The sequence below is a fragment of the Pseudomonas sp. SK genome, assembly GCF_012975065.1.
In the GTDB taxonomy this organism is placed as follows: domain Bacteria; phylum Pseudomonadota; class Gammaproteobacteria; order Pseudomonadales; family Pseudomonadaceae; genus Aquipseudomonas; species Aquipseudomonas anuradhapurensis.
In genome coordinates this window covers 3,426,512-3,448,726 of sequence record NZ_CP051857.1, presented here as the reverse complement: position 1 = coordinate 3,448,726, position 22,215 = coordinate 3,426,512, and the positions used below count along the sequence as shown (strand labels likewise).

At 63.8% G+C, this 22,215-nt stretch carries 24 protein-coding genes and 2 tRNA genes; 16 read left to right on the top strand and 10 right to left on the bottom strand.

The annotated features are described in order from the left end of the window. Window position 1: 1 nt before the first annotated feature. The 5 genes from modB to HG549_RS15830 form a co-directional block, all read right to left on the bottom strand. The gene (modB, locus tag HG549_RS15850; protein WP_170030438.1) at window positions 2-682 is read right to left on the bottom strand and encodes a molybdate ABC transporter permease subunit; all 681 of its coding nucleotides are present in this window, start codon (window positions 680-682) and stop codon (window positions 2-4) included. After that, window positions 682-1,440, bottom strand: coding sequence for a molybdate ABC transporter substrate-binding protein (modA, locus tag HG549_RS15845; protein WP_170030437.1), 759 nt, complete (start codon window positions 1,438-1,440; stop codon window positions 682-684). Before modA ends, modB begins: the two co-directional genes overlap by 1 nt. A 185-nt stretch (window positions 1,441-1,625) precedes the next feature. Further along, window positions 1,626-2,714: a nitronate monooxygenase family protein gene (locus HG549_RS15840; RefSeq protein ID WP_170030436.1), complete on the bottom strand. Its 1,089-nt coding sequence runs from the start codon at window positions 2,712-2,714 to the stop codon at window positions 1,626-1,628. A 43-nt stretch (window positions 2,715-2,757) separates the two neighbouring features. Next, the gene (locus HG549_RS15835; RefSeq protein WP_170030435.1) at window positions 2,758-2,928 is read right to left on the bottom strand and encodes a hypothetical protein; all 171 of its coding nucleotides are present in this window, start codon (window positions 2,926-2,928) and stop codon (window positions 2,758-2,760) included. Window positions 2,929-2,935: 7 nt separating this feature from the next. Further along, on the bottom strand, window positions 2,936-3,238 hold the full coding sequence (locus HG549_RS15830) for a DUF1883 domain-containing protein (protein ID WP_004375922.1): 303 nt from the start codon (window positions 3,236-3,238) through the stop codon (window positions 2,936-2,938). A 160-nt stretch (window positions 3,239-3,398) separates the two neighbouring features. Here HG549_RS15830 and HG549_RS15825 point away from each other — a divergent pair, with 160 nt between their 5' ends. The 11 genes from HG549_RS15825 (at window position 3,399) to HG549_RS15775 (ending at window position 14,829) form a co-directional block, all read left to right on the top strand. After that, window positions 3,399-3,758 (top strand): hypothetical protein, encoded by a 360-nt coding sequence (locus HG549_RS15825; protein ID WP_170030434.1) that lies wholly within the window; start codon window positions 3,399-3,401, stop codon window positions 3,756-3,758. Window positions 3,759-3,835: 77 nt separating this feature from the next. Next, window positions 3,836-4,486, top strand: coding sequence for a cytochrome c (locus HG549_RS15820; protein ID WP_170030433.1), 651 nt, complete (start codon window positions 3,836-3,838; stop codon window positions 4,484-4,486). After that, a complete protein-coding gene (locus tag HG549_RS15815) occupies window positions 4,483-5,397 on the top strand; it encodes a c-type cytochrome (protein ID WP_170030432.1) in 915 nt (304 codons plus the stop codon). Before HG549_RS15820 ends, HG549_RS15815 begins: the two co-directional genes overlap by 4 nt. A 298-nt stretch (window positions 5,398-5,695) precedes the next feature. Next, window positions 5,696-6,535 (top strand): UTP--glucose-1-phosphate uridylyltransferase GalU, encoded by an 840-nt coding sequence (gene galU, locus HG549_RS15810; RefSeq protein WP_013973181.1) that lies wholly within the window; start codon window positions 5,696-5,698, stop codon window positions 6,533-6,535. A gap of 96 nt (window positions 6,536-6,631) precedes the next feature. Next, window positions 6,632-7,987 (top strand): glutathione-disulfide reductase, encoded by a 1,356-nt coding sequence (gene gorA, locus HG549_RS15805; RefSeq protein WP_170030431.1) that lies wholly within the window; start codon window positions 6,632-6,634, stop codon window positions 7,985-7,987. 197 nt (window positions 7,988-8,184) lie between these two features. Beyond that, window positions 8,185-8,709: a fimbrial protein gene (locus HG549_RS15800; protein WP_170030430.1), complete on the top strand. Its 525-nt coding sequence runs from the start codon at window positions 8,185-8,187 to the stop codon at window positions 8,707-8,709. 60 nt (window positions 8,710-8,769) lie between these two features. After that, window positions 8,770-9,507 (top strand): molecular chaperone, encoded by a 738-nt coding sequence (locus HG549_RS15795; protein ID WP_170030429.1) that lies wholly within the window; start codon window positions 8,770-8,772, stop codon window positions 9,505-9,507. A 63-nt stretch (window positions 9,508-9,570) separates the two neighbouring features. After that, window positions 9,571-12,000: a fimbria/pilus outer membrane usher protein gene (locus HG549_RS15790; RefSeq protein WP_170030428.1), complete on the top strand. Its 2,430-nt coding sequence runs from the start codon at window positions 9,571-9,573 to the stop codon at window positions 11,998-12,000. Between the two features lie 139 nt (window positions 12,001-12,139). After that, entirely contained in the window at window positions 12,140-12,703 is a 564-nt protein-coding gene (gene ahpC, locus HG549_RS15785) for an alkyl hydroperoxide reductase subunit C (RefSeq protein WP_054884952.1), read from the top strand. A 126-nt stretch (window positions 12,704-12,829) separates the two neighbouring features. Further along, on the top strand, window positions 12,830-14,392 hold the full coding sequence (gene ahpF / locus HG549_RS15780; protein ID WP_170030427.1) for an alkyl hydroperoxide reductase subunit F: 1,563 nt from the start codon (window positions 12,830-12,832) through the stop codon (window positions 14,390-14,392). A gap of 248 nt (window positions 14,393-14,640) precedes the next feature. After that, the gene (locus tag HG549_RS15775) at window positions 14,641-14,829 is read left to right on the top strand and encodes a hypothetical protein (protein WP_170030426.1); all 189 of its coding nucleotides are present in this window, start codon (window positions 14,641-14,643) and stop codon (window positions 14,827-14,829) included. A gap of 4 nt (window positions 14,830-14,833) precedes the next feature. On the opposite strand, the gene HG549_RS15770 is transcribed toward HG549_RS15775, so the two are convergent. The 3 genes from HG549_RS15770 to nhaR form a co-directional block, all read right to left on the bottom strand. After that, window positions 14,834-15,481 (bottom strand): YceH family protein, encoded by a 648-nt coding sequence (locus HG549_RS15770; protein WP_170030425.1) that lies wholly within the window; start codon window positions 15,479-15,481, stop codon window positions 14,834-14,836. 136 nt (window positions 15,482-15,617) lie between these two features. Then, window positions 15,618-16,829: a serine/threonine transporter SstT gene (sstT, locus tag HG549_RS15765; RefSeq protein ID WP_170030424.1), complete on the bottom strand. Its 1,212-nt coding sequence runs from the start codon at window positions 16,827-16,829 to the stop codon at window positions 15,618-15,620. A 106-nt stretch (window positions 16,830-16,935) separates the two neighbouring features. After that, window positions 16,936-17,829, bottom strand: coding sequence for a transcriptional activator NhaR (gene nhaR / locus HG549_RS15760; RefSeq protein ID WP_170030423.1), 894 nt, complete (start codon window positions 17,827-17,829; stop codon window positions 16,936-16,938). A gap of 131 nt (window positions 17,830-17,960) precedes the next feature. On the opposite strand from nhaR, the gene HG549_RS15755 reads away from it, so the two are divergent. Continuing rightward, complete coding sequence (locus HG549_RS15755; protein ID WP_170030422.1) at window positions 17,961-18,200, top strand: hypothetical protein; 240 nt, start codon at window positions 17,961-17,963, stop codon at window positions 18,198-18,200. Between the two features lie 28 nt (window positions 18,201-18,228). Beyond that, entirely contained in the window at window positions 18,229-18,981 is a 753-nt protein-coding gene (locus HG549_RS15750; RefSeq protein WP_170030421.1) for a TerC family protein, read from the top strand. A gap of 128 nt (window positions 18,982-19,109) precedes the next feature. Here the strand turns inward: HG549_RS15750 and HG549_RS15745 are convergent, their stop codons facing one another. Beyond that, window positions 19,110-19,286, bottom strand: coding sequence for a hypothetical protein (locus tag HG549_RS15745; protein ID WP_170030420.1), 177 nt, complete (start codon window positions 19,284-19,286; stop codon window positions 19,110-19,112). A 222-nt stretch (window positions 19,287-19,508) separates the two neighbouring features. Between HG549_RS15745 and HG549_RS15740 the strand changes: the two genes are divergently transcribed. Then, complete coding sequence (locus tag HG549_RS15740; protein ID WP_170030419.1) at window positions 19,509-20,195, top strand: peptidase C39 family protein; 687 nt, start codon at window positions 19,509-19,511, stop codon at window positions 20,193-20,195. Window positions 20,196-20,316: 121 nt separating this feature from the next. On the opposite strand, the gene HG549_RS15735 is transcribed toward HG549_RS15740, so the two are convergent. Continuing rightward, window positions 20,317-21,600: an FAD-binding oxidoreductase gene (locus HG549_RS15735; RefSeq protein ID WP_170030418.1), complete on the bottom strand. Its 1,284-nt coding sequence runs from the start codon at window positions 21,598-21,600 to the stop codon at window positions 20,317-20,319. 203 nt (window positions 21,601-21,803) lie between these two features. Between HG549_RS15735 and HG549_RS15730 the strand changes: the two genes are divergently transcribed. Together HG549_RS15730 and HG549_RS15725 are read left to right on the top strand one after the other, a co-directional pair. Beyond that, window positions 21,804-21,880, top strand: a tRNA-Val gene (locus tag HG549_RS15730). A 189-nt stretch (window positions 21,881-22,069) separates the two neighbouring features. After that, window positions 22,070-22,146, top strand: a tRNA-Val gene (locus HG549_RS15725). Window positions 22,147-22,215: the final 69 nt, after the last annotated feature.

Below are 22,215 nucleotides of genomic sequence, written 5' to 3'. Positions count from 1 at the left end.
GTCAGCTCCAGCCAGCTTTGCCGCGCCGTCCGGCGTACAGCATCAGCAGCACCAGGAAAGAGAACAGCAGCATGGCGCCAGCCAGCCAGTGCGCTTGCGAATAGGCCATGGCCTCGACATGGTCGAAGATCTGCACCGAGACGACCCGGGTCTTGTCCGGGATATTGCCGCCAATCATCAACACCACGCCGAACTCGCCCACGGTATGGGCAAAGCCGAGGATGCTGGCAGTGATGAAGCCTGGGCGGGCCAGTGGCAACACCACGTGGACGAAGCTATCCCAGGGGCTGGCGCGTAGCGTGGCAGCCACTTCCAGCGGGCGCTGGCCGATGGCGGCGAACGCATTCTGCAACGGCTGGACCACGAACGGCATGGAGTAGATCACCGAGCCGATCACCAGGCCGCTGAAGCTGAACACCACGCTGCCCAGGCCCAGCGCCTGGGTCGCCTGGCCCAGCCAACCTTGCGGGCCAAGGGCGATCAGCAGGTAGAAGCCGATCACCGTGGGCGGCAGCACCAGCGGCAAGGCCACCAGCGCGCCCACCGGGCCGCGCAGCCACGAGCCCGTGCGCGCCAGCCACCACGCGATCGGCGTGCCGACGATCAGCAGGATCAGGGTGGTCAGGCTGGCCAGTTTCACGGTCAACCAGATGGCCCCCAGGTCAGTGGCGTCCAGCGGCATCAGATTTCATAACCGTAGGCTTTGATGATCGCCGCGGCCTTCGGGCCTTTCAGGTACTCGACCAGGGCCTTGGCGGCGGGGTTGTCCCGGCCTTTTTCCAGGACCACTGCGTCCTGGCGAATGGGCGCGTGCAGGGACGATGGCACGATCCACGCCGAACCGCTTGCAAGCTTGCCATCCTGGTAGATTTGCGATAGGGCGACGAAGCCCAGCTCGGCGTTGCCGGTGGAAACGAACTGGAACGCCTGGGTGATGTTCTGCCCCTCGACCAGCTTGGGCCGGGTGGCCTCGGTGAGTTTCAGCTTGTCCAGCACCTGGACGGCGGCTAGGCCGTAAGGCGCGGTTTTCGGGTTGGCGATGGCCAGGTGCTGGTAGGCGTTGTGCTGCAGCACCTGGCCTTGGCTGTCGACATAACCAGGCTTGGCTGACCACAAGGCCAGGGTGCCGATGGCGTAGGTGAAGCGCGAACCTGGAACGGTGGCCTGTTCCTGTTCGAGCTTGGCCGGTGTGCTGTCGTCGGCGGCGAGGAATACCTCGAACGGGGCGCCATTGCTGATCTGGGCGTAGAACTGCCCGGTGGCGCCATAGGCGGCGATCAGCGTGTGGCCGGTGTCGTGCTGAAAGTCCCGGGCGATAGCCTGCATGGGGGCGGTGAAGTTCGCTGCGACCGCAACCTGGACCTCGGCGGCCCAGGCTGTGTTGAGGGTGAACAAGCTGGCCAGGGCGGTGGCAGCCAAGTGGAGAAGGCGGGTACGCATGAACGCAGCTCCTTGGGCTTATCGTTATATCCTCAACTATATAGCGATAGGCAGTGGGGCTGGAAGGGGGCATCGGCAGGCCCGGCCTGTTCGCCGGTAGATCCGCCCCCACAGGTACTGCACAGCGTCCGAATGTTGTGATGGCCCTGTAGGTGCGGGTTCAGCCGCAATGAGGCCGAGCCTGCCTACGAGAAGGCCGGCCGCCCGACCACGGCCAGCGCTTTCTCGGCAATTTCGCGGGTCAACTGGCCCGCCGGGTGGTGCCGGCCCAGGCGCAACGCTTGCCCCGACCACAGGTTGCTGAAGTCGCTGTTGCCCTGTGGCTCGGTGATCGCCCGTAACGGCATCAGTGCACCACCGGCCAGCGGGAAGCGCGGTGCCAGTTCGCTCATCGGCCCCAACTCGCGCATGATGCGGTTGTTGATGCCGCGCGCCGGGCGGCCGGTGAACAGGTTGGTCAGCGCTGTGTCGCTGGCGGGTGCGCTGTCCAGTGCCTGGCGATGCGCCGGCGAGACCTTGGCCTCGGGGCAGAACAGGTAAGCCGTCCCGATCTGCACCGCCGAGGCACCCAGGGCCAGCGCTGCGACCAGGCCGCGGTGGTCAGCGATGCCGCCAGCGGCAATCACCGGTACGCTGACCGCATCGGCCACCTGCGGCACCAGGGCGAAGGTGCCGATCTGGCTGGTGATGTCGTCGCTGAGGAACATGCCGCGATGGCCGCCCGCTTCATACCCCATGGCGATGATCGCATCACAGCCATGGCCTTCCAGCCATACCGCTTCTTCCACGGTGGTGGCGCTGGACAACACCTTGGCACCGCTGGCCTTTACCCGTTGCAGCAGCTCGCGCTGGGGCAGGCCGAAGTGGAAGCTCACCACCTCCGGGCGCAATTGCTCGACCAGTTGGCAGCTCTGCTCATCGAAAGGCGCGCGGTTGGACACGGGGGTGGCGGCTGCGAAATCCGCACCCACTTCCTGGTAATACGGCTCGAGTGCCTGCTTCCAGCGTGCATCGCGCTCGGCATCGGGCGCTGGCGGCTGGTGGCAGAAGAAGTTCAGGTTCAGCGGCCGGCCCGGGCAGCCGGCACGGAAGGCGGCGATTTCGGCGCGCACCTGGTCACCCGTGAGCATGGCGCAGGGCAGGGCCCCCAGCCCACCCGCAAGGCCCACGGCAATGGCCATGGGCGCACCGCTGGCGCCCGCCATCGGCGCCTGGAGAATGGGCAGTTCAATGCCCAGCAGGTCGAGGATACGGCGGTCGGGCCAGTGGCTCATGCGGTTCTCCTTGCGCGGGCGAGCGGTGCGGCGGGGGCGGGGGTTACAAGGCTTTGCTGACCTGGATGTCGCTGATCTTCTCGGCGTCTTCGCCGTGGATCTTGCGCAGGGCTTCCAGGGCTTGCTCGAGGGAGGCGTCGGGCATCTGCGCGAAGTCCCAGCGGCGCTGGCCGTCGAGTTTGTATTTGATGACGTACTTGATGGTCTGGGTCATGGTGGCCTTACCTGAGTTTCGACGACGAACGACGGACGATCTTGATCTTGTGGGTCAAGGTTGGCTTGCGGGTCACCGAGATCGGGCGCGTGGTCACGGTATCGATGGTGATGTTCCAGAAGCCGGTACTGGGCACGGTGATCTTCGCCGGGAACTTGTCGAAATGGCCGCCGTGGTAGGTGTGACGGCCGCCGTTCTTGAAGCTGCGGAAGTTGGCGTCGTTCATCAGGCGGATGTTGCAGCGCTGGGAGCACTCGATGACGACGATGTCGTCCTCGTTCAGGTGCTCGCGCTGGTGTACGAATTTCATGTGATGCTCCGCAAGGATTGGTTCTGCAAAGGCAAACGATACCACGATGTCGGGTTACACTGCCGCGCTGTTCGGCCAGGCGCAGATAAATCTGCCAAAGCAGGGAGCAAAACCGCCTGGTCGTGGTCGAAGCGGATTCTTGATGGCAGAGGTGCTGCAAATGAAGTGGATGGTGGCGGCGTTGTCGCTGACGCTGGGTGGCTGCGTAAGTGTCGCGGAGCTGGAACAATCGCATGAGACGCTGGACGTTATTTCTGGCAAGTCTCCGCGCGCCTATGCCGATTGCGTCAAGCACAAGCTGGCCGATACGCGTGACCCGCTGCAGGAAGAGCAGCGTGGCGATGGCCTGCGCCTGATCGTGCCGCAGAAGCTCAGCGCGGGCGCGGGCCCGGCGGCGCTGGTGGACATCGACAAGCGTGGCAGCGGCAGCAGCATCAAGCTGCACGAACGGCTGAACAACTTCCCGCTGCGCCTGGGCGACGTGCGCACCGCGGCCACCCAATGCATCTCCGGGAGTTGATCCAGGGCAACTGATCGTGCTCCTTTTGCTTATATGTTTTAGGCCTAAGCATATAACAATAGAAAAGGAGATTCGTGATGACACCCTTGGGACGTGTCGTGGTCGGCAGCCTGCTGATCCTGGCCTGGCCTGCGGCGCATGCCGCCGATGGCCAGAAGGTGTTCACCCAGGGCGGGGCCAACCCCGCCGCCATGGCTTGCCTGGGTTGCCATGGCCCGGACGGCAAGGGCATTGCCGCTGCCGGCTTTCCGCGCCTGGCCGGGCTGCCGGCCGGCTACCTGCGCAAACAGTTGCATGACTGGCGCAGCGGCAGCCGCAAGCAGCCGGTGATGGAGCCGTTGGCCAAGGCGTTGAGCGATGACGAGATCGACGCGGTCAGCAGCTACCTGGCCAGCCTGCCGGCCAGCCCTGCTGGCGAACTGCGCCGTCAGCAGATCGCCAATGACCCCACCACCCGCATGGCCCTGTACGGCGACTGGAGCCGGCAGATCCCCGGCTGCGTGCAATGCCACGGCCCGGGCGGCAGTGGCGTTGGCGAGCACTTCCCGCCCTTGGCTGGCCAGCCCGCCAGTTACCTGATGGCGCAGCTCAACGCCTGGCGCGATGGCAGCCGCAGCAATGACCCCAACCAGTTGATGGTCGGTGTGGCCAAGGCCATGACCGATGCCGAGGTCAAGGCCATTGCCGAGTTCTTCGCCCGCCCCGCCAGCCAGGAGGTCACGCCATGAAACCGCTGCTGCCAAGCTTGTTGCTGCTGGCCATGGGCAGCGCCCAGGCTGCCCAGATCGCCATGGAAGACCAGTCGCAATTGAAAGTGCCAGGCGTGCAGGCCGCGCCGCAGTTCGTGCCGCCTGCCGAAAGCGACTTGCCCGACAATGCCTTCGGCAAGATGGTGCGCGAGGGGCATGCATTGTTCGTCGATACCCGCCGGCTGATGCCTGAGGCCGTGGGCAACGGCATGAACTGCAGCAATTGCCACCTCGACCAGGGCCGGCTGGCGCATTCCGCGCCGATGTGGGGGGCGTACCCGATGTACCCCGCGTACCGCAAGAAAAACGACAAGGTCAACACCTACGCCGAACGTATCCAAGGGTGTTTCCAGTTCAGCATGAACGGCAAGCCGCCGGCCGCCGACAGCCCGCAGATGACTGCGTTGGCAGTGTATTCGTACTGGTTGTCGACCAAGGCGCCGACGGGCGTGGAGATTGCCGGGCGCGGTTACCCGGAGGTGGCGCAGCCCAAGGGCGGCTACGACTTCAAGCGTGGCCAGCAGGTGTACCGCGAACAATGCGCGATCTGCCATGGCGACAATGGCGAAGGGCAGAAGGTGGCCGGCGAATACGTGATGCCGCCGCTGTGGGGCAAGGACTCCTACAACTGGGGGGCCGGCATGCACCGCATCAACACGGCGGCGTCGTTCATCAAGTACAACATGCCGCTGGGCCAGCCGGGCAGCCTCAGCGACCAGCAGGCCTGGGACGTGGCAGCCTGGATCAACCGCCATGAACGGCCGCAGGACCCGCGGTTGGTGGAAGGCTCCATCGAGAAGACACGGCTGAAATTCCACGCCAATGACGGCGTGAACCTGTATGGGCAGAAGGTGGACGGGGTGCTGATCGGCCAGGGCAGCGGTAGCTGATGGCCTGTACCGGACTCGTCGCGGGTGGGCCTGCTGCGACCAGGGGCTGCACAGTTTCGAAGGCTGTTGCAGTACCCTGTGGCAGCGGGTTCAACCGCGAAGAGGCCGGTGCGGTCGAACGCCACGGCTGTCATCCAGCGTTCATGTATGACAGCAATATTTACCTTCCCTTGGAACTATCTACACTGGGTTATCTCTATCTTCCCAACGGTCGGCCAGCGGTAGGGCATTGTAAGGTGCCTGCCGCCTGATTAGACTGCGCCGAATTCCACAGGCCTAGCCTTTTGTAAGGACGTATATGATCAAAAAATGCTTGTTCCCGGCAGCCGGTTACGGCACCCGCTTCCTGCCCGCTACCAAAGCCATGCCCAAGGAAATGCTGCCGGTGGTCAACAAGCCACTGATCCAGTATGGCGTTGAAGAGGCACTGGATGCCGGTCTGAACGAGATCTCCATCGTTACCGGGCGCGGCAAGCGTGCCCTGGAAGACCACTTCGACATCAGCTACGAGCTGGAAAACCAGATCAAGGGCACCGACAAGGAAAAATACCTGGTCGGTATCCGTCGCCTGCTCGACGAGTGCTCGTTCTCCTATACCCGCCAGACCGAAATGAAAGGCCTGGGCCACGCCATCCTCACCGGCCGCCCGCTGATCGGCGACGAGCCGTTCGCCGTGGTGCTGGCGGACGACCTGTGCGTCAACCCGGAAGGTGACGGCGTGCTGACCCAGATGGTCAAGCTGTACAACCAGTTCCGCTGCTCGATCGTCGCCATCCAGGAAGTCGACCCGCAGGAAACCAACAAGTACGGCGTGATCGCCGGCGACATGATCCGTGACGACATCTTCCGGGTCACCAACATGGTCGAGAAGCCGAAGCCGGAAGACGCCCCGTCCAACCTGGCGATCATCGGCCGCTACATCCTCACCCCGGATATCTTCGATATCATCGCCAACACCGAGCCGGGCAAAGGTGGCGAGATCCAGATCACCGACGCGCTGATGCAGCAGGCACAGAACGGCTGCGTGATTGCCTACAAGTTCAAGGGCAAGCGTTTCGACTGCGGTGGTGCCGAAGGCTACATCGACGCGACCAACTTCTGCTTTGAGAACTACTACAAGACCGGCAAGGCTTACTAATAAGCCTGCTGGCCGCAAAGCCACCCTTCGGGGTGGCTTTTTTGTTTGCGGCCGCCAACGGCGTTATGCTGGGCGCCTGCCTAGGAGACTGAATACATGGCCTACGATTTTGATCTGTTCGTGATTGGCGCCGGGTCCGGCGGTGTGCGCGCGGCGCGCTTTGCTGCTGGCTTCGGGGCGAAAGTGGCAGTGGCCGAGAGCCGCTACCTGGGCGGTACCTGCGTCAACGTCGGCTGCGTGCCGAAAAAACTGCTGGTGTACGGCGCCCACGTTGCCGACGAACTGGAGCAGGCGGCAGGTTTCGGCTGGACCCTGGAGGAAGGGCACTTCGACTGGGGAACGCTGATCGCCAACAAGAACCGCGAAATCGAACGCCTCAATGGCATCTACCGCAACCTGCTGCTAAACAGCGGGGTCACCCTGTTGCAGGGCCATGCGCGGCTGACCGGTGCCAATGAAGTGGAAGTGGAAGGCCAGCGCTACAGCGCCAAGCACATTCTCATTGCCACCGGTGGCTGGCCACAGGTGCCGGACATCCCCGGCAAGGAGCTGGCCATCACCTCCAACGAAGCGTTCTACCTCAAGGACCTGCCTCGCCGGGTGCTGGTGGTCGGCGGCGGTTACATCGCGGTCGAGTTCGCCGGCATTTTCCACGGCCTGGGCGCCACCACCAGCTTGCTGTATCGCGGCGATCTGTTCCTGCGTGGCTTTGACGGCTCGGTGCGCACCCACCTCAAGGAAGAGCTGGAAAAGCGCGGCCTGGACCTGCAGTTCAACGCCGACATCCAGCGCATCGACAAGCTCGAAGATGGCAGCCTCAAGGCCACCCTCAACGACGGCCGCGAGTTGCTCGCCGATTGCGTGTTCTACGCCACCGGCCGCCGCCCGATGCTCGACAACCTGGGCCTGGAGAACACCGGCGTGGAACTGGACGCGCGCGGCTTCATCCGGGTCGATGATCAGTACCAGACCACCGCAGCGTCGATCCTGGCCATTGGTGACGTGATCGGCCGCGTGCAGCTCACCCCGGTCGCCCTGGCCGAAGGCATGGCCGTGGCACGGCGCCTGTTCAAGCCCGAGCAGTACCGCCCGGTGGATTACCGCAACATCCCCACGGCAGTGTTCAGCCAGCCACCGATCGGCACCGTGGGCCTGAGCGAAGAGCAGGCCCTGGAAGCCGGGCACAAGGTGCAGATCTTCGAAAGCCGCTTCCGCGCCATGAAGCTGACCCTTACCGACATCCAGGAGAAGACCCTGATGAAGCTGGTGGTCGATGCCGAGACCGACAAGGTGCTGGGCTGCCACATGGTCGGCCCGGACGCCGGCGAGATCATCCAGGGGCTGGGGATTGCCCTCAAGGCCGGCGCCACCAAGCAGCAGTTCGACGAGACCATCGGCGTTCACCCGACTGCCGCCGAAGAGTTCGTTACCCTGCGCACCATCACCCGCTGATGGCAACCGGTGGGAAGCATGGTCTCGTCTGCATGAGGTCATGTTTCCTACGTCGGGGGGGTGGTTTTCAACTGCCCGACTGCTGAGTCACCCTACATTCTTCCCGCGTCACCTTACTGATACTGCACCGCGCCGCATCCAGCGGCAGGGGCCCGGCAGCCAATGCCTGGCTATTTTCACGAGTAAAGAAGGTGACTATGAACTCGAAGTCGTTGTTTGCAGGCTGCTGCATGCTGTTGTTCTGGGCGCAGGCGGCACACGCTGATACTGGCGTAATCAGTTTCGATGGCCGCGTAGACGCACCAACCTGTCAGGTCAATGGTGGTAACGGCGACCTGGCGGTTTCGTTGCCTCCGGTGAACGCGACACGGCTTGTCAAACCCGGCCAAACATACGGAGACACGCTCTTCCAGCTGAATCTCAGCAACTGCTCCCCAGGCGTTACCAGCGTGTCGACCTATTTCGAGTCTGGCTCGACCATCAGCCCGGAAGGGCGCCTCATCGTGGATGCGGGCGGTAGCGAGAATGTCCAGGTGGAACTGCTCAACGATCAGCAGGCACCGATGAACCTGGCGGCGCCGAAGGGCGCGCAGAACTCGCAGTGGGTGGCGATCGTCAGCGGCAATGCCACATTGCGTTACACCGCGCGTTACTACTCCACCGGTGGCACTACGCCTGGTTTGGTGGCTACCCGCGTGGCGTACTCGCTGGACTACAAGTGACATTTCCCTGAAGGCAGCCCGCTCCAGGGCTGCCTCTTCTTCGTTCCAGAGCACCTACTCATGCGATTTCTCTTCACCGCCTTGCGGCGCGGCTTGCTGCTGGCCGTCTGCCTGGCATCGCCGCCGCTTGTCGCCGATGTGGTCATCGCCAACACGCGGGTGGTCTTCCCTGCCGATCAGTCGGAAGTCACGGTCAAATTGAGCAATGTCGGCAGCAAGCCCTCGCTCGTGCAAGCCTGGGTCGACGATGGCCGGCCCCAGGCCCAGGTGCTGGATCTGCAAGTGCCGTTCAACGTGATGCCCGCCATGTTCCGCCTGGATGGCGACAAGGGCCAGAGCCTGAGGCTTTTTCATGACGGTGATGGCATGCCGGCGGACCGCGAAAGCCTGTACTGGCTCAATGTCCTTGAAGTGCCGACCAAGCAGTCGGGTAATGCCATGCAGGTGGCTATACGTTCGCGCATCAAATTGCTGTATCGGCCGGTGGGGCTGCGGGGGAAAGCCGTCGAGGCCCATCAACGGGTCACCTGGCATTTGCGCCCTGATGGCAAGCAATGGGTACTGATGGCCGAGAATGCCAGCCCTTATGTCGTCAACCTGGCCAGCGTGAGCCTGCAGCAGGACGGCAAAGCCCCGCTGGAGCTGGAACCTCACCATCTGCTGCCATTCGCCAGCACCCGCTTTGACGTCGAGCGCCTGGCTGGCCAGGCAACCGTTCGCCTGCGCTATGCGTTCATCGATGACTACGGCGCGGTGCGTGATGCGTCGCAAGCGGTGACCGTGCGCCAGGGAAACTGAGGTCGGTGTACGATGCGTCAGCAAGTGCGATCCAATTGTCATTACCCTGTGGCCGTAGCTGTGTTGAGTGGTCTGCTCGCCACCCCGGCAAGCGCCGTCGAGTTCGATGCCGGGCTGCTGCGCCAGGGAACCTCAGCCGACCTGAGCCGTTACGAGCACGATGCAATAGTGCCAGAGGGCACCTACTCGCTCGATGTGACGCTGAACCAGCAGTGGCTGGGCCGCCACCTGGTGCCCTTGCGAGTGCAGGGGCAAAGCGATCAGGCGACACCTTGCTACAGCGAAGCGTTGCTGCAAAAGCTCGGCGTCGACCTGCGCCGCCTCGGCCGGCAGAGTGCCGATCGGCTCGCGCAGGACGGGGCCTGCGCAGGCCTTGGCAGTATCGTTGCAGATGCCACGGAAGCGCTGGACTTCGCCGACCTGAAGCTGGACCTGAGCATCCCGCAGCAAGCCCTGCGGCGCCTGCCCAGCGGTTACCTGCCAGCAGAGAACTGGGACAGCGGGGTTACTGCCGGCTTCTTCGACTACCGCCTGAACCTGTATGAGCAGCATGATCTCGAGCAAGGCGATGCCACCCGCCAGGCCTATCTGGGCGTGCGCTCCGGCTTCAATATTGGTGCTTGGTACTGGCGGCACGAAGGCAGTTGGCAGGCGTCCTCCGGCATCCCTTCGCGTTATCAGGCCACTGCAACCTCGTTGCAGCGGGATATTCCCGCCTGGGCTGCGCAATTGACCATCGGCGACAGCTATAGCCGCTCGGACGTATTCGAGAGCAGCGCCATGCGCGGCCTACTGCTGGGAAGTGACCAGCGCATGTTGCCGGAGCAGCAACGCGGCTTTGCCCCCGTGGTGAGAGGGGTCGCGAACAGCGTCGCGTTGATCAGCATTCGCCAGCGCGGCGTGCTGATCCATGAGTCCACCGTTGCGCCGGGCCCGTTCGAGATCGACGACCTGTACGCCAACGACTTGCAGGATGACCTCGAGGTGACGCTGCGCGAGGCCGATGGCAGCGTACGCACCTTCATCCAGCCCTACGCTGCCGCGCCGCTGGCATTGCGCCCTGGCGCGAGGCGGTTTGAACTGGCCAGCGGCGTCTGGCGTCAAGCGTATGGGCGCTCAGGCCCAGGCTTTGTGCAAGGCAGTTGGCAGCAAGGCCTGGACAATCATTTGAGCGTACACGGCGGTACCTGGTTGGCCGAGGATTACCTGGCCAGTGCCATGGGTGTCGCGATGAACACCGGGCTGGGTGCCCTGGGCCTGACCGGGTATCACGCCAGCGCCGAGCCTGCCCGCCATCGCCAGGTGCGTGGCCAGGCCTGGCGCTTGAGCTGGCGTCAGCGCTTGAGCGCTACCGATACCGACCTTAGCGCGACGCTGATCCGCAGCGAGGGGCCAGGCTATTACAGCTTCAACGACTATGCCCGCGCGGTGGAGGGTGCGCGGATCGACCCGCTACGTTGGCAGGCCGGCCTGGGTGTGGATCAGCCCGTAGGGGCGCGCGGCGGTCGTTTCACCTTGCGCGCCAGCCTGCGACAGCGTTGGGCCAGCAGAGGCCGTAGCGAAAGCTACAGCGTTGGCTACAACAACCACATCGGGTCGCTCAGCTATGGCATCAACCTGAGCCGCGAGCAGGCTGTGGCGGGCCATGCCGTCGACGCCCTCATGTTGAATGCCAGCCTGCCACTTGGCGAGCGCCGTCGGTCCTCGCTCAGTACCGCGCTGAACAGCGACTCTCGCGGCCACGGCAGCACCAGCGTTCGTTGGCGAGGCGTGTCCGGTGAGCATGGCCAATGGGGCCATGGGCTGGCGCTGGTGCGCCAGGAAGGCGAGCGGGCCGACAGTGGTTTCGACGCCAACCTGCAGCACCGCGGGGCGAGTGGCGATATCCAGGGGTCGTTGTCGAGCCGGCGTGGCTATCGCCAGGCGACGCTGGGCGCGCAGGGGGCCGTGGTCGCCCATGCCGGTGGCCTGATCAGCGCACCGCCGTTGGGCGAGAGCTTTGCCATCGTGCATGCGCCTGGCGCCGATGCTGCGCGCCTGCGCCAGCACACGCAGGTCAGCCTCGACCGGCGCGGTTACGCGGTCATGCCGGCGCTGGTGCCTTACCAGGTCAATACGGTCGAACTTGACCCCAAAGGCATGTCCCGCGATACCGAGTTGCAGCTGACCGCCCAGTCGGTGGTGCCACGCGCCGGTGCTGCCTCGTTGCTGCGTTACCCGACGCGCAGCGGTCGCCAGTTCACCCTGCGGGCGCGTTTCGAGGATGGCAGCGCGCTGCCGTTCGGCGCGCTGGTGTTTGCCGGGCAGGCCACTGGGCAGGATGAGTTGGGCATGGTCGGGCAGGGGAGCCGGCTGCATGTGCGCACCGACAGGGATGCCGGCACGCTGCTGGTCAAGTGGGGGGACGCACCGGATGAGCAATGTTCATTGGCCTACCAGCTGGCCGACAGCCAGCCGCAGCGGGTGCACACGTGCAGGCGCGGGGAGGCTTAGAAGGCAAAGCCTCTATCGAGGCCGGCGCTTTATAGCCAAAACCAATGACGCGCATGAGCTTTGCCAATGAGCCTAATCACCGACCAGCGGTTAGGATTCTCTCCGTCAACTGATTCCAACCCATGAAGGAGCATCTCTCATGCCTATCATCAACAGCCAGGTCAAACCGTTCAACGCCACCGCCTACCACAAGGGCGAGTTCGTCCAGGTCAGCGAAGCCGACCTGAAAGGCAAGTGGTCTGTCGTGTTCTTCTACCCGGCCGACTTCACCTTCGTCTGCCCGACCGAACTGGGTGACCTTGCTGACAACTACGCCGAGTTCCAGAAGCTGGGCGTGGAAATCTACGGTGTGTCCACCGACACCCACTTCACCCACAAAGCCTGGCACGACACTTCGGAAACCATCGGCAAGATCCAGTACCCGCTGATCGGTGACCCGACCCACGTCATCTCGCGCAACTTCGACGTGCTGATCGAAGAAGCCGGCCTGGCCGATCGCGGTACCTTCGTGATCAACCCGGAAGGCCAGATCAAGATCGTCGAACTGAACGACGGTGGTGTAGGCCGCGATGCTGCCGAACTGCTGCGCAAGGTGAAGGCTGCCCAGTACGTTGCCGCCCACCCGGGCGAAGTGTGCCCGGCCAAGTGGAAAGAAGGCGAAGCCACCCTGGCGCCGTCGCTGGACCTGGTCGGCAAGATCTAAGTCCGTGAGCAAGCCGTGGGCGGCGAGCAGCCGCCAAAGCTGAATGCTCTACCGCCCCGTATAAACGCCCGGGCGCTATCGCCTGGGCGTTTTTGTATCCGAGTTTTGAAAAAGGAATCGCCCCGTATGTTGGACGCCACGCTTAAATCGCAACTGAAAACCTACCTGGAGCGGGTCACCCAGCCGATCGAGATCGTTGCTTCCCTCGACGACGGCGCGAAGTCCCGCGAATTGCACGACCTGCTGGTGGAGATCGCCGGCCTGTCGAACCTGATTACCCTGCGCGTGGATGGTGATGACGCCCGTCGTCCATCGTTCTCGCTCAACCGCCCGAATGGCGAGATCAGCCTGCGCTTTGCCGGCATCCCCATGGGCCACGAATTCACCTCGCTGGTGCTGGCCCTGCTGCAAGTCGGCGGCCACCCGTCCAAGGCCAGTGCCGAAGTGATCGAGCAGATCCAGGCACTGGAAGGCGAATTCACCTTCGAAACCTACTTCTCGTTGTCGTGCCAGAACTGCCCGGACGTGGTCCAGGCGCTGAACCTGATGGCCGTGCTCAACCCCAACGTGCGCCACGTGGCGATCGACGGTGCGCTGTTCCAGGCCGAAGTGGAATCGCGCAAGATCATGGCGGTGCCGAGCATCTACCTGAACGGCGAAGTGTTTGGCCAGGGCCGCATGGGCCTGGAAGAAATCCTCGGCAAGATCGACAGCAACGCCGGTGCTCGCCAGGCCGAGAAGATCAACGCCAAGGATGCCTTCGACGTGCTGGTGGTCGGTGGTGGCCCCGCCGGCGCCTCGGCAGCCATCTATGCCGCACGCAAGGGCATCCGCACCGGTATCGCCGCCGAGCGGTTCGGCGGCCAGGTGCTCGATACCCTGGCCATCGAGAACTTCATCTCGGTGCAGGAAACCGAAGGGCCGAAACTGGCCACGGCCCTGGAAGAACACGTCAAGCAGTACGACGTCGACATCATGAACCTGCAGCGCGGTGAAGCGCTGATCCCGGCCACCGATGGCGGCCTGCATGAAGTCCGCCTGGCCGGCGGCGCCTCGCTCAAGGCCAAGACCGTGATCCTGGCCACCGGTGCGCGCTGGCGCGAAATGAACGTACCCGGCGAGCAGCAATACCGCGCCCGTGGCGTGGCCTACTGCCCGCATTGCGATGGCCCGCTGTTCAAGGGCAAGCGCGTGGCGGTGATCGGTGGTGGCAACTCGGGCGTGGAAGCGGCCATCGACCTGGCCGGTATCGTCGCCCAGGTGACCTTGATCGAATTCGACAGCCAACTGCGCGCCGATGCGGTATTGCAACGCAAGCTGCACAGCCTGCCGAACGTCAAGGTGATCACCAGCGCGCTGACCACCGAAGTGTTGGGTGATGGCGAGAAAGTCACCGGCCTGCGCTACCAGGACCGCACCACGGAGCAGCAGCACGAGGTGGCGCTGGAGGGTATCTTCGTGCAGATCGGCCTGCTGCCGAACACCGACTGGCTGAAGGGCACCGTCGAGCTGTCGCCGCGTGGCGAGATCATCGTCGACGCCAAGGGCCAGACCAGCATCCCGGGGGTGTTCGCTGGCGGTGACGTGACCACGGTGCCGTACAAGCAGATCGTGATTGCCGTGGGCGAGGGCGCCAAGGCTTCGCTGGCGGCCTTCGATCACCTGATCCGCACTTCGGCACCGGCGTAAGCCTGGGCCGGCCTCTTCGCGGGCAAGCCCGCTCCCACAGGTACTCCACACTTTTTCAATGCCAGTGGAAAACCTGGTGGGAGCGGGCATCTCTTCGCGGGCAAGCCCGCTGCTACAGGTACTCCACACTTTTCCAATGCCAGTGGAAGACCTGGTGGGAGCGGGCTCGCCCGCGAATGCGTCAGAACTGGCAAAGCTCATCTTGAGGGTGTCTATGATTACTGCAGACACCTTCAGGAACCCGACCCATGACCCTGATCAGCCGCGAACCCTGGTGGCTAGTCCCGCCCAAGCCCGGGCAACAAGAGCAGGACCTGCACTGGGGCTACCTGGAAATCTACGCCGACGGCCGCACCGTGTTCGTCGACCAGCGCCCCACTGACCGGGAGCTGGCCGAGCGCAAGAGCTGCCGTAACTTCCCCGACCCGGAGCCGTGACGGCTCAGCCTTCCAGCGCGGCCAGGCGCGCCTCCAGCGCTGCAATGCGGGCTTCGAGGGCTTCGATACGTTCTTCCGATACACTGCCGGCACTGCTGCGCGGGCTGCCTTCCTGCTGCCGCGCGGCCAGGATCGCCTCGATTTCCGCCGGGTCGCCCAGCGCGTGGGTGTAACGGTCTTCGCGCTGCCCGGCCTGGCGTGGCAGGTGCAAGGCCAGGCCGCGGGCGATCAGGCGCTCCAGCTGGTGCTGGACCTGTTCAATGTCGTCGAAGTCATGCAGGCGGTTGCTGCGGGTCAGCAGTTCGTTGAGGGTTTGCGGGCCGCGCAGGAACATCAGGCCCATCAGCACCAGCTGCGCCGGCACCAGCTCCAGCGCCTTGTCCACCCTATGTTCCCAGCGGTCGGCGCGGCTGCCCATCTGCAGCCGGGCCATGTCTTGCCCTTCGAGGGCGCGCAAGGCCTGGCCGACCTGGCCTTGGGTAAGGTTCATCACCGGCTCGCGGCTGGTTTTCTGGTTGCACGCCAGCACCAGGGCATTGAGGGTCAGCGGGTAGCTTTCCGGGCTGGTGGCCTGCTTTTCGATCAGCGCGCCGAGAATGCGGATCTCGATGCTGTTGAACCGGCCTTCGCCTGCGGTTTGGTGTTCTGACATGGCCCTGCCTCGTTGCTGGGGAAAGGCCACTAGGGTAGGTAATGCCACCGTACAAGGCAATTGGGACCGCAGTGCGGTCCTTCGCGTGCAGGAGCGGCCTTGTGTCGCGAAGGGCCGCAATGCGGCCCCGGCCAGCTCAAGCGTTGCGCCGATCTTCGGCCTGGCACGCCGCCGCGGTGAACAGCACATCGGTCGAGGAATTCAGCGCCGTCTCGGCCGAATCCTGCAGCACGCCGATGATGAAGCCTACCGCCACCACCTGCATGGCAATCTCGCTGGGGATGCCAAACAGGCTGGCCGCCAGCGGAATCAGCAGCAGCGAGCCGCCAGCCACCCCAGAGGCGCCGCAGGCACAGACTGCAGCCACCACGCTGAGCAGCACGGCGGTCGGCATGTCGACCACGATCCCCAGGGTGTGCACCGCCGCCAGGGTCAGCACGGTAATGGTGATGGCCGCACCGGCCATGTTGATGGTCGCACCCAGCGGGATCGACACCGAGTAGGTGTCTTCATGCAGGCCAAGGCGTTCCGACAGGGCCAGGTTGACCGGGATGTTGGCCGCCGAGCTGCGGGTGAAGAACGCGGTGATGCCGCTTTCGCGCAGGCACAACAGGGTCAGCGGGAAGGGGTTGCGGCGAATCTTCCAGAACACGATCAGCGGGTTCATCACCAGCGCCACGAACAGCATGCAGCCGATCAGTACCGCCAGCAGGTGCAGGTAGCCGAGCAGGGCGTCCAGGCCGGACTGGGCGAGGGTGGCGCTGACCAGGCCAAAGATGCCCAGCGGGGCGAAGCGGATGACCACGCGTACGATCAAGGTGACGCCGGTGGACAGGTCTTCTACCACCTTGCGGGTGGTTTCGCCGGCATGGCGCAGGGCTACGCCCAGGCCGATGGCCCAGGTCAGCACGCCGATGAAGTTGGCCTTGAGCAGCGCGTTGATCGGGTTGTCGACCGCACTCAGCAGCAGGTTCTGCAGCACTTCGCCGATACCGCCCGGGGCGCTCAGCGAGGCCTCGCCGGCGCTCAATGCCAGGGTCGAGGGGAACAGCATGCTGGCGACCACGGCAACTACCGCGGCGCCGAAGGTGCCCAGCAGGTACAGCCAGAGAATCGGCCGAATGTGCGTTTCCTGGCCGTGGCGGTGGTTGGCGATCGAGGCCATGACCAGGATGAACACCAGTACCGGCGCCACCGCCTTGAGGGCGCTGACGAACACCTTGCCGAGGAACGCCATGTCACCGGCGATGGCAGGCGCAAGCAGGGCCAGGGCGATACCGGCGATCAGGCCGATGACGATCTGGGTCACCAGGCTGGTGCGGTTGATGAAGCGGAGGACAGGAGTCATGTGCAGCGGTATCCCGGCATGTTCGAAAAAGGCGCGACTTTACCATAGACCTTGGTCGAGCAGGGGCGGCCCTTTCGCAGGCTTGCCCGCGAAAGGGCTCTCATGGCTACCAATGAAACAACTCCCGCCGCGCCCCCTCGGTAATCGCCACGATCCCTGGGTGCTTGACCTTGCGCTCCACGGAAATGGCATAGAACGATTCGTGTACGGCCTCGGTCTGCCCGACCAGTTGCACACCGTACTGGCGGCACACTTCCTCGGCGATCACGCTCGGGGCGACGAAGATGCCGCTGCCCGATTGCCCGAACGCCTGCATCAGCGCGCTGTCATCGAACTCACCGACGATCCGTGGCTGCACCTGCTGCTCGCCCAGCCAGCGCAGCAAGCGGCTGCGTACCACGGTCTCCTGGCCGGGGATCAGCAAGGGCGCATCCTGCAAGCAGCCAGGGAAGGGCCCGGCATGCTGGCGGGCCAAGGCCGGGGTGGCGAAAAAGCTCAGCCCGCATTCGCCCAGCTTCTGGCTGTAGCCCTTGATGTCCAGGTGGCTGGGCATGGGGCTGTCGGAGATGACCAGGTCCAGGCGCTGGATCGCCAGGTCGGCCAGCAACCGTTCCAGCTTGTCTTCACGGCAATTGATGCGCAGCACATCGTCCAGCTCCATGGTCGGCGCCAGCAAGCGGTAGACGATCGACTTGGGCACCACGTCCGCGACGCCGACGCGGAACAAGATCTGCTCCTGCGGGCCGGCCTGCAGCATGGCCTCCAGTTCGCTACCCAGCTGGAACATCTGCTCGGCATAGACCAGCGCCTGGCGCCCGGTTTCGGTCAGCTCCAGCTGGCGCCCGACGCGCTGGAACAGTTCCAGGCCGTAGGTCTGTTCGAACAGGCTGATCTGCCCGCTGATGGTTTGCGGGGTCAGGTTCAACTGTTCGCTGGCGCGGGCGATGCTGCCGGTCTTGGCCACGGCCCAGAAGTAGTGCAATTGCCGGTAGTTGAGCATCGGTGCGTTCCGGATTCGTAAAAACCGAAGTATAACCGCTGAAAAAACGAATTTTCCTGATGTATTGCGCTCTTTAGAATGCGCTCCATCAGGCGCCCTGTGCGCCACCGGAACACACAAGCGAGGAACCCATGCTGCAATTCAAATCCATCGGCACGCCGCTGGTGCTAGCCTTGGCCCTGTTCGCCCTGGCCGGTTGCGAGCAGGCCGAGAAGTCCGCCCAGCAGATGCTCGACCAGGCCGCGCAGTCGGCCAAGCAGGCGATCGACGACACCAACAAGGCCGCCCAGCAGGCGTTGAGCGAGGCCATCGGCAGGGAAGGGCATGCGCCCGAGGATGCCGACAAGCACAAAGACACCCAGGAAATCTGACCCCAACCGCTGCTGCAGGATGTGAACAATGGAATATTTGCTGGAACTCGTCGCTAGCCCTACTGCCTGGGTTGCCTTGGCTACGCTGGTGGCCATGGAAGTTGTACTGGGCATCGACAACCTGATCTTCATCTCCATCCTGACCAACAAGCTGCCGGTGGAATATCGCTCCAAGGCGCGCCGTATCGGTATCAGCATGGCCCTGGTCATGCGCCTGGCGTTGCTCAGCACGGTGGCCTGGATCGTCCAGCTGACCGACCCGGTGTTCGAAGTGTTCGGCAACGCCTTCTCCTGGAAGGACGTGATTCTGATCGCTGGTGGCCTGTTCCTGCTGTGGAAGGCGACCAAGGAAATCCACGAGAACGTCGACCCGCATGGTGCCAAGGAAGAAGCCAAGATTTCCTCGACGGTCACCCTGGGCTTTGCCGCGGCGATCTTCCAGATCCTGTTGCTGGACATCGTCTTCTCGGTCGACAGCATCATCACCGCCGTGGGCATGACCGAGCACTTGCCGATCATGATCATTGCCGTGATCACCGCAGTAATCGTCATGATGGTGGCCGCCGACCCGCTGGCCAACTTCATCAACGACAACCCGACCGTGGTAATGCTGGCCCTGGGCTTCCTGATCATGATCGGCATGACGCTGATTGCCGAAGGTTTCGGCGCCCATGTACCGAAGGGCTATGTGTATGCGGCCATGGCGTTCTCGACGGCGATCGAGATCCTCAACATCCTGGCCCGCCGGGCGCGGTTGAAGCGCGAAGCGGCGCAAGGGTGATGTATCGGGGGCGCTTTGCGCCCCCATTCGCGGGCAAGCCCGCTCCCACAGAACAGCACAGGCATTGAAAACTGTGCAGCATCTGTGGGAGCGGGCTTGCCCGCGAATGGGGATAAGGAAATTGCTGCTCAGTGCACCCCGGCATGCCGCCGGGCCCGGTGTGCAGGCTGCGCTCTGGCAGGGGCCTGCGGCGGCAGGTGATGGTGGGAATGGCGCCGCACGATACGCATCACACCCCACAGCATGGCGGCTGCGACGCTCAGCCACATGCCCACCAGCATGAGAATTGCCACGGTCAGGCTCATCTGTGCCTCCAACTCTACGGGCTGCGCTCGGCCAGCCCGCGCTTGCCCTACAGACACTGGTTTAGTCTAGCTGTTCGCCTGTGACGTTCCATTGACCGAAGGTCTACTGCTTGGTCCGTTTGGCTCCTAGCCGGTGCCGGGCTATACCCGCGCCGCCGTCCGCCCTATGATCGCTGGCAGAGCCGGGCGCTGCCTGCCTGGCGTTGGAACAAGCGAGTGTCCATGGAGCAAGATTCCTTCAAGTCGGCAATCCTCAGCCCGCGCCGGTTGCTGCTGGCCTGCCTGATGGCAGCCAGCCTGGCCGGCTGTGCCGGCACGCCGTCCGCCAGCCTCAATGGCCTGCCGCAGCGGGTCGAAATCAGCAGCGTGCCGTTCTACCGTGGCAACGCCAACCACAGCGGGGCCATGGCCCTGGCGGCAGTACTGTCGCAGCAGGGTGCGCCTATTACCCCAGGGCTGCTGGACAAGCCGTTGAACCTGCCCCAGGGCGCCGACGCACTGGACAGCAGTATCCCTCGGGTGGCGCGTGACTACGGCATGGTGGTGTATCCGCTGGACAAGCAGCTGGACGCGCTGCTGACCCAGGTGGCGGCGGGCAACCCGGTATTGTTGCGTTATGAGGACGGCGCGGCCTGGTGGGGTGAGCCACGTTACGCCGTGCTGATCGGTTATGACCGCTACAAGCAGCGTGTGCTGTTGCGCTCGGGCATGCACCGGCGGCAGCTGATGGCGTTCGATGACTTTGCTTCGGCGTGGGCCAGCCAGGGGAGTTGGGCGGTGCTGGTGCAGCCACCGCGGCAACTGCCGGCCCAGGTTGACCGCCAGCGCTGGTTGCAGGCTGCCGATGAACTGGCCCGGGCGGGCCAGGAGATTGCGGCGAAGCAGGCTGTGAGCAGCCTGAACAAATAGCGTTTATCTGTACCGGCCCTTTCGCGGGTGAACCCGCTCCCACAGGACACCCGCTGCCCTCAGGTCCAGTGATGTCCCTGTGGGAGCGGGTTTACCCGCGAAGAGGCCAGGCCTAGCTACATCAGAAGCCCAGGCGATCGCGCAGGCTGTAGTACCAGGCACCCAGGGCGCTGAACGGCACCCGCAGCATCTGCCCGCCCGGGAACGGGTAGTGCGGCAGGCCGGCGAAGGCATCGAAGCGCTCGGCCTGGCCACGCATGGCCTCGGCCAGCACCTTGCCTGCCAGGTGGGTATAGGTCACGCCGTGGCCCGAGCAGCCCTGCGAGTAGTAGATGTTGTCGCCGATGCGGCCGACCTGTGGCAGGCGCGACAGGGTCAGCAGGAAGTTGCCGGTCCAGGCGTAGTCGATCTTCACGTTCTTCAGCTGCGGGAAGGCCTTGAGCATCTTCGGCCGGATGATCGCCTCGATGTTGGCCGGGTCACGCGCGCCATACACCACGCCACCGCCGAAGATCAGGCGCTTGTCACTGGTCAGGCGGTAGTAGTCGAGCAGGTAGTTGCAGTCCTCGACGCAGTAGTCCTGCGGCAGCAGGGTGCGCGCCAGTTCCTCGCCCAGCGGCTCGGTGGTGATCACCTGGGTGCCGCATGGCATGGACTTGCTGGCCAGCTCCGGTACCAGGTTGCCCAGGTAGGCGTTGCCGGCGACGATGATGAACTTGGCGCGGACCTTGCCCTGCGGGGTGTGCACTACCGGGTTGGCGCCACGCTCGATACGCACGGCCGGGGTTTGCTCATAGATGATGCCGCCCAGCGACTCGACCGCCGCCGCCTCGCCCAGGGCCAGGTTCAGCGGGTGAATGTGACCACCGCTCATGTCCAGCATGCCACCCACGTAGTTGTCGCAGGCAACCACTTCGCGGATACGCTTCTGGTCCATCAGCTCCAGCTGGTTGTGGCCAAAGCGTTCCCACAGGCGTTTTTGCGACTCCAGGTGGCCCATCTGCTTGCTGGTGAGGGCCGCGAACACGCCGCCGTCCTTCAGGTCGCACTGGATGTTGTACTTGGCCACGCGCTCACGAATGATGCGCCCGCCTTCGAAGGCCATGTGGCCCAGCAGTTGCGCCTGCTTGGGGCCGACCGTGCGTTCGATCACGTCGATGTCACGGCTGTAGCTGTTGACGATCTGGCCACCGTTACGGCCCGACGCGCCGAAGCCGACCTTGGCCGCTTCGACGATGCTCACCTTGAAGCCGTTCTCCAACAGGAACAGGGCGCTGGACAGGCCGGTGTAGCCGGCACCGATGATGCACACATCGGTTTCCACCTCACCCTGCAGCGCCGGACGTGGCGGCACCGGGTTGGCCGAGGCGGCGTAGTAGGACTGGGGGTAGGGGGTGTTAGCCATGCTGCAGGAACCTCGTGTTTTATATTTTTAACGAATGTACCGATGCTATCAATAATAATAAACACCCGCTAGTCGTCCGTTGAAAATCCTTTACTCGGCCCTTGCCCGTGCACCTTTCTATAAAGAGTTTATGATTCAGTAGCTTAGCGCGAAAAAAAGTGTTGACAGGGTTTTTGGAATGAGTAGAATGCGCACCACACGACAGGCACATAGCTCAGTTGGTTAGAGCACCACCTTGACATGGTGGGGGTCGTTGGTTCGAGTCCAATTGTGCCTACCAAATCGAAGAAGGGGTGATCCGCAAGGGTCACCCCTTTTTTCATTGCGATTCTACCTGGCGCCAGGCGGCTGTGCTGGCGCTTGCGACGCGAGGCTGCCTCGCCCTGGGCGGCTCCCGAAAGTTTTTGATTTTTCTGAAAAAAACGCTTTACAGGTGTGTGTTTGATCTCTAATATGCGCACCACACGACAGGCACATAGCTCAGTTGGTTAGAGCACCACCTTGACATGGTGGGGGTCGTTGGTTCGAGTCCAATTGTGCCTACCAAATCCGAAAAGGGCGATCAGCAATGATCGCCCTTTTTGCTGTGCGCGCGAAGCAGGCTGTAACGTTTGG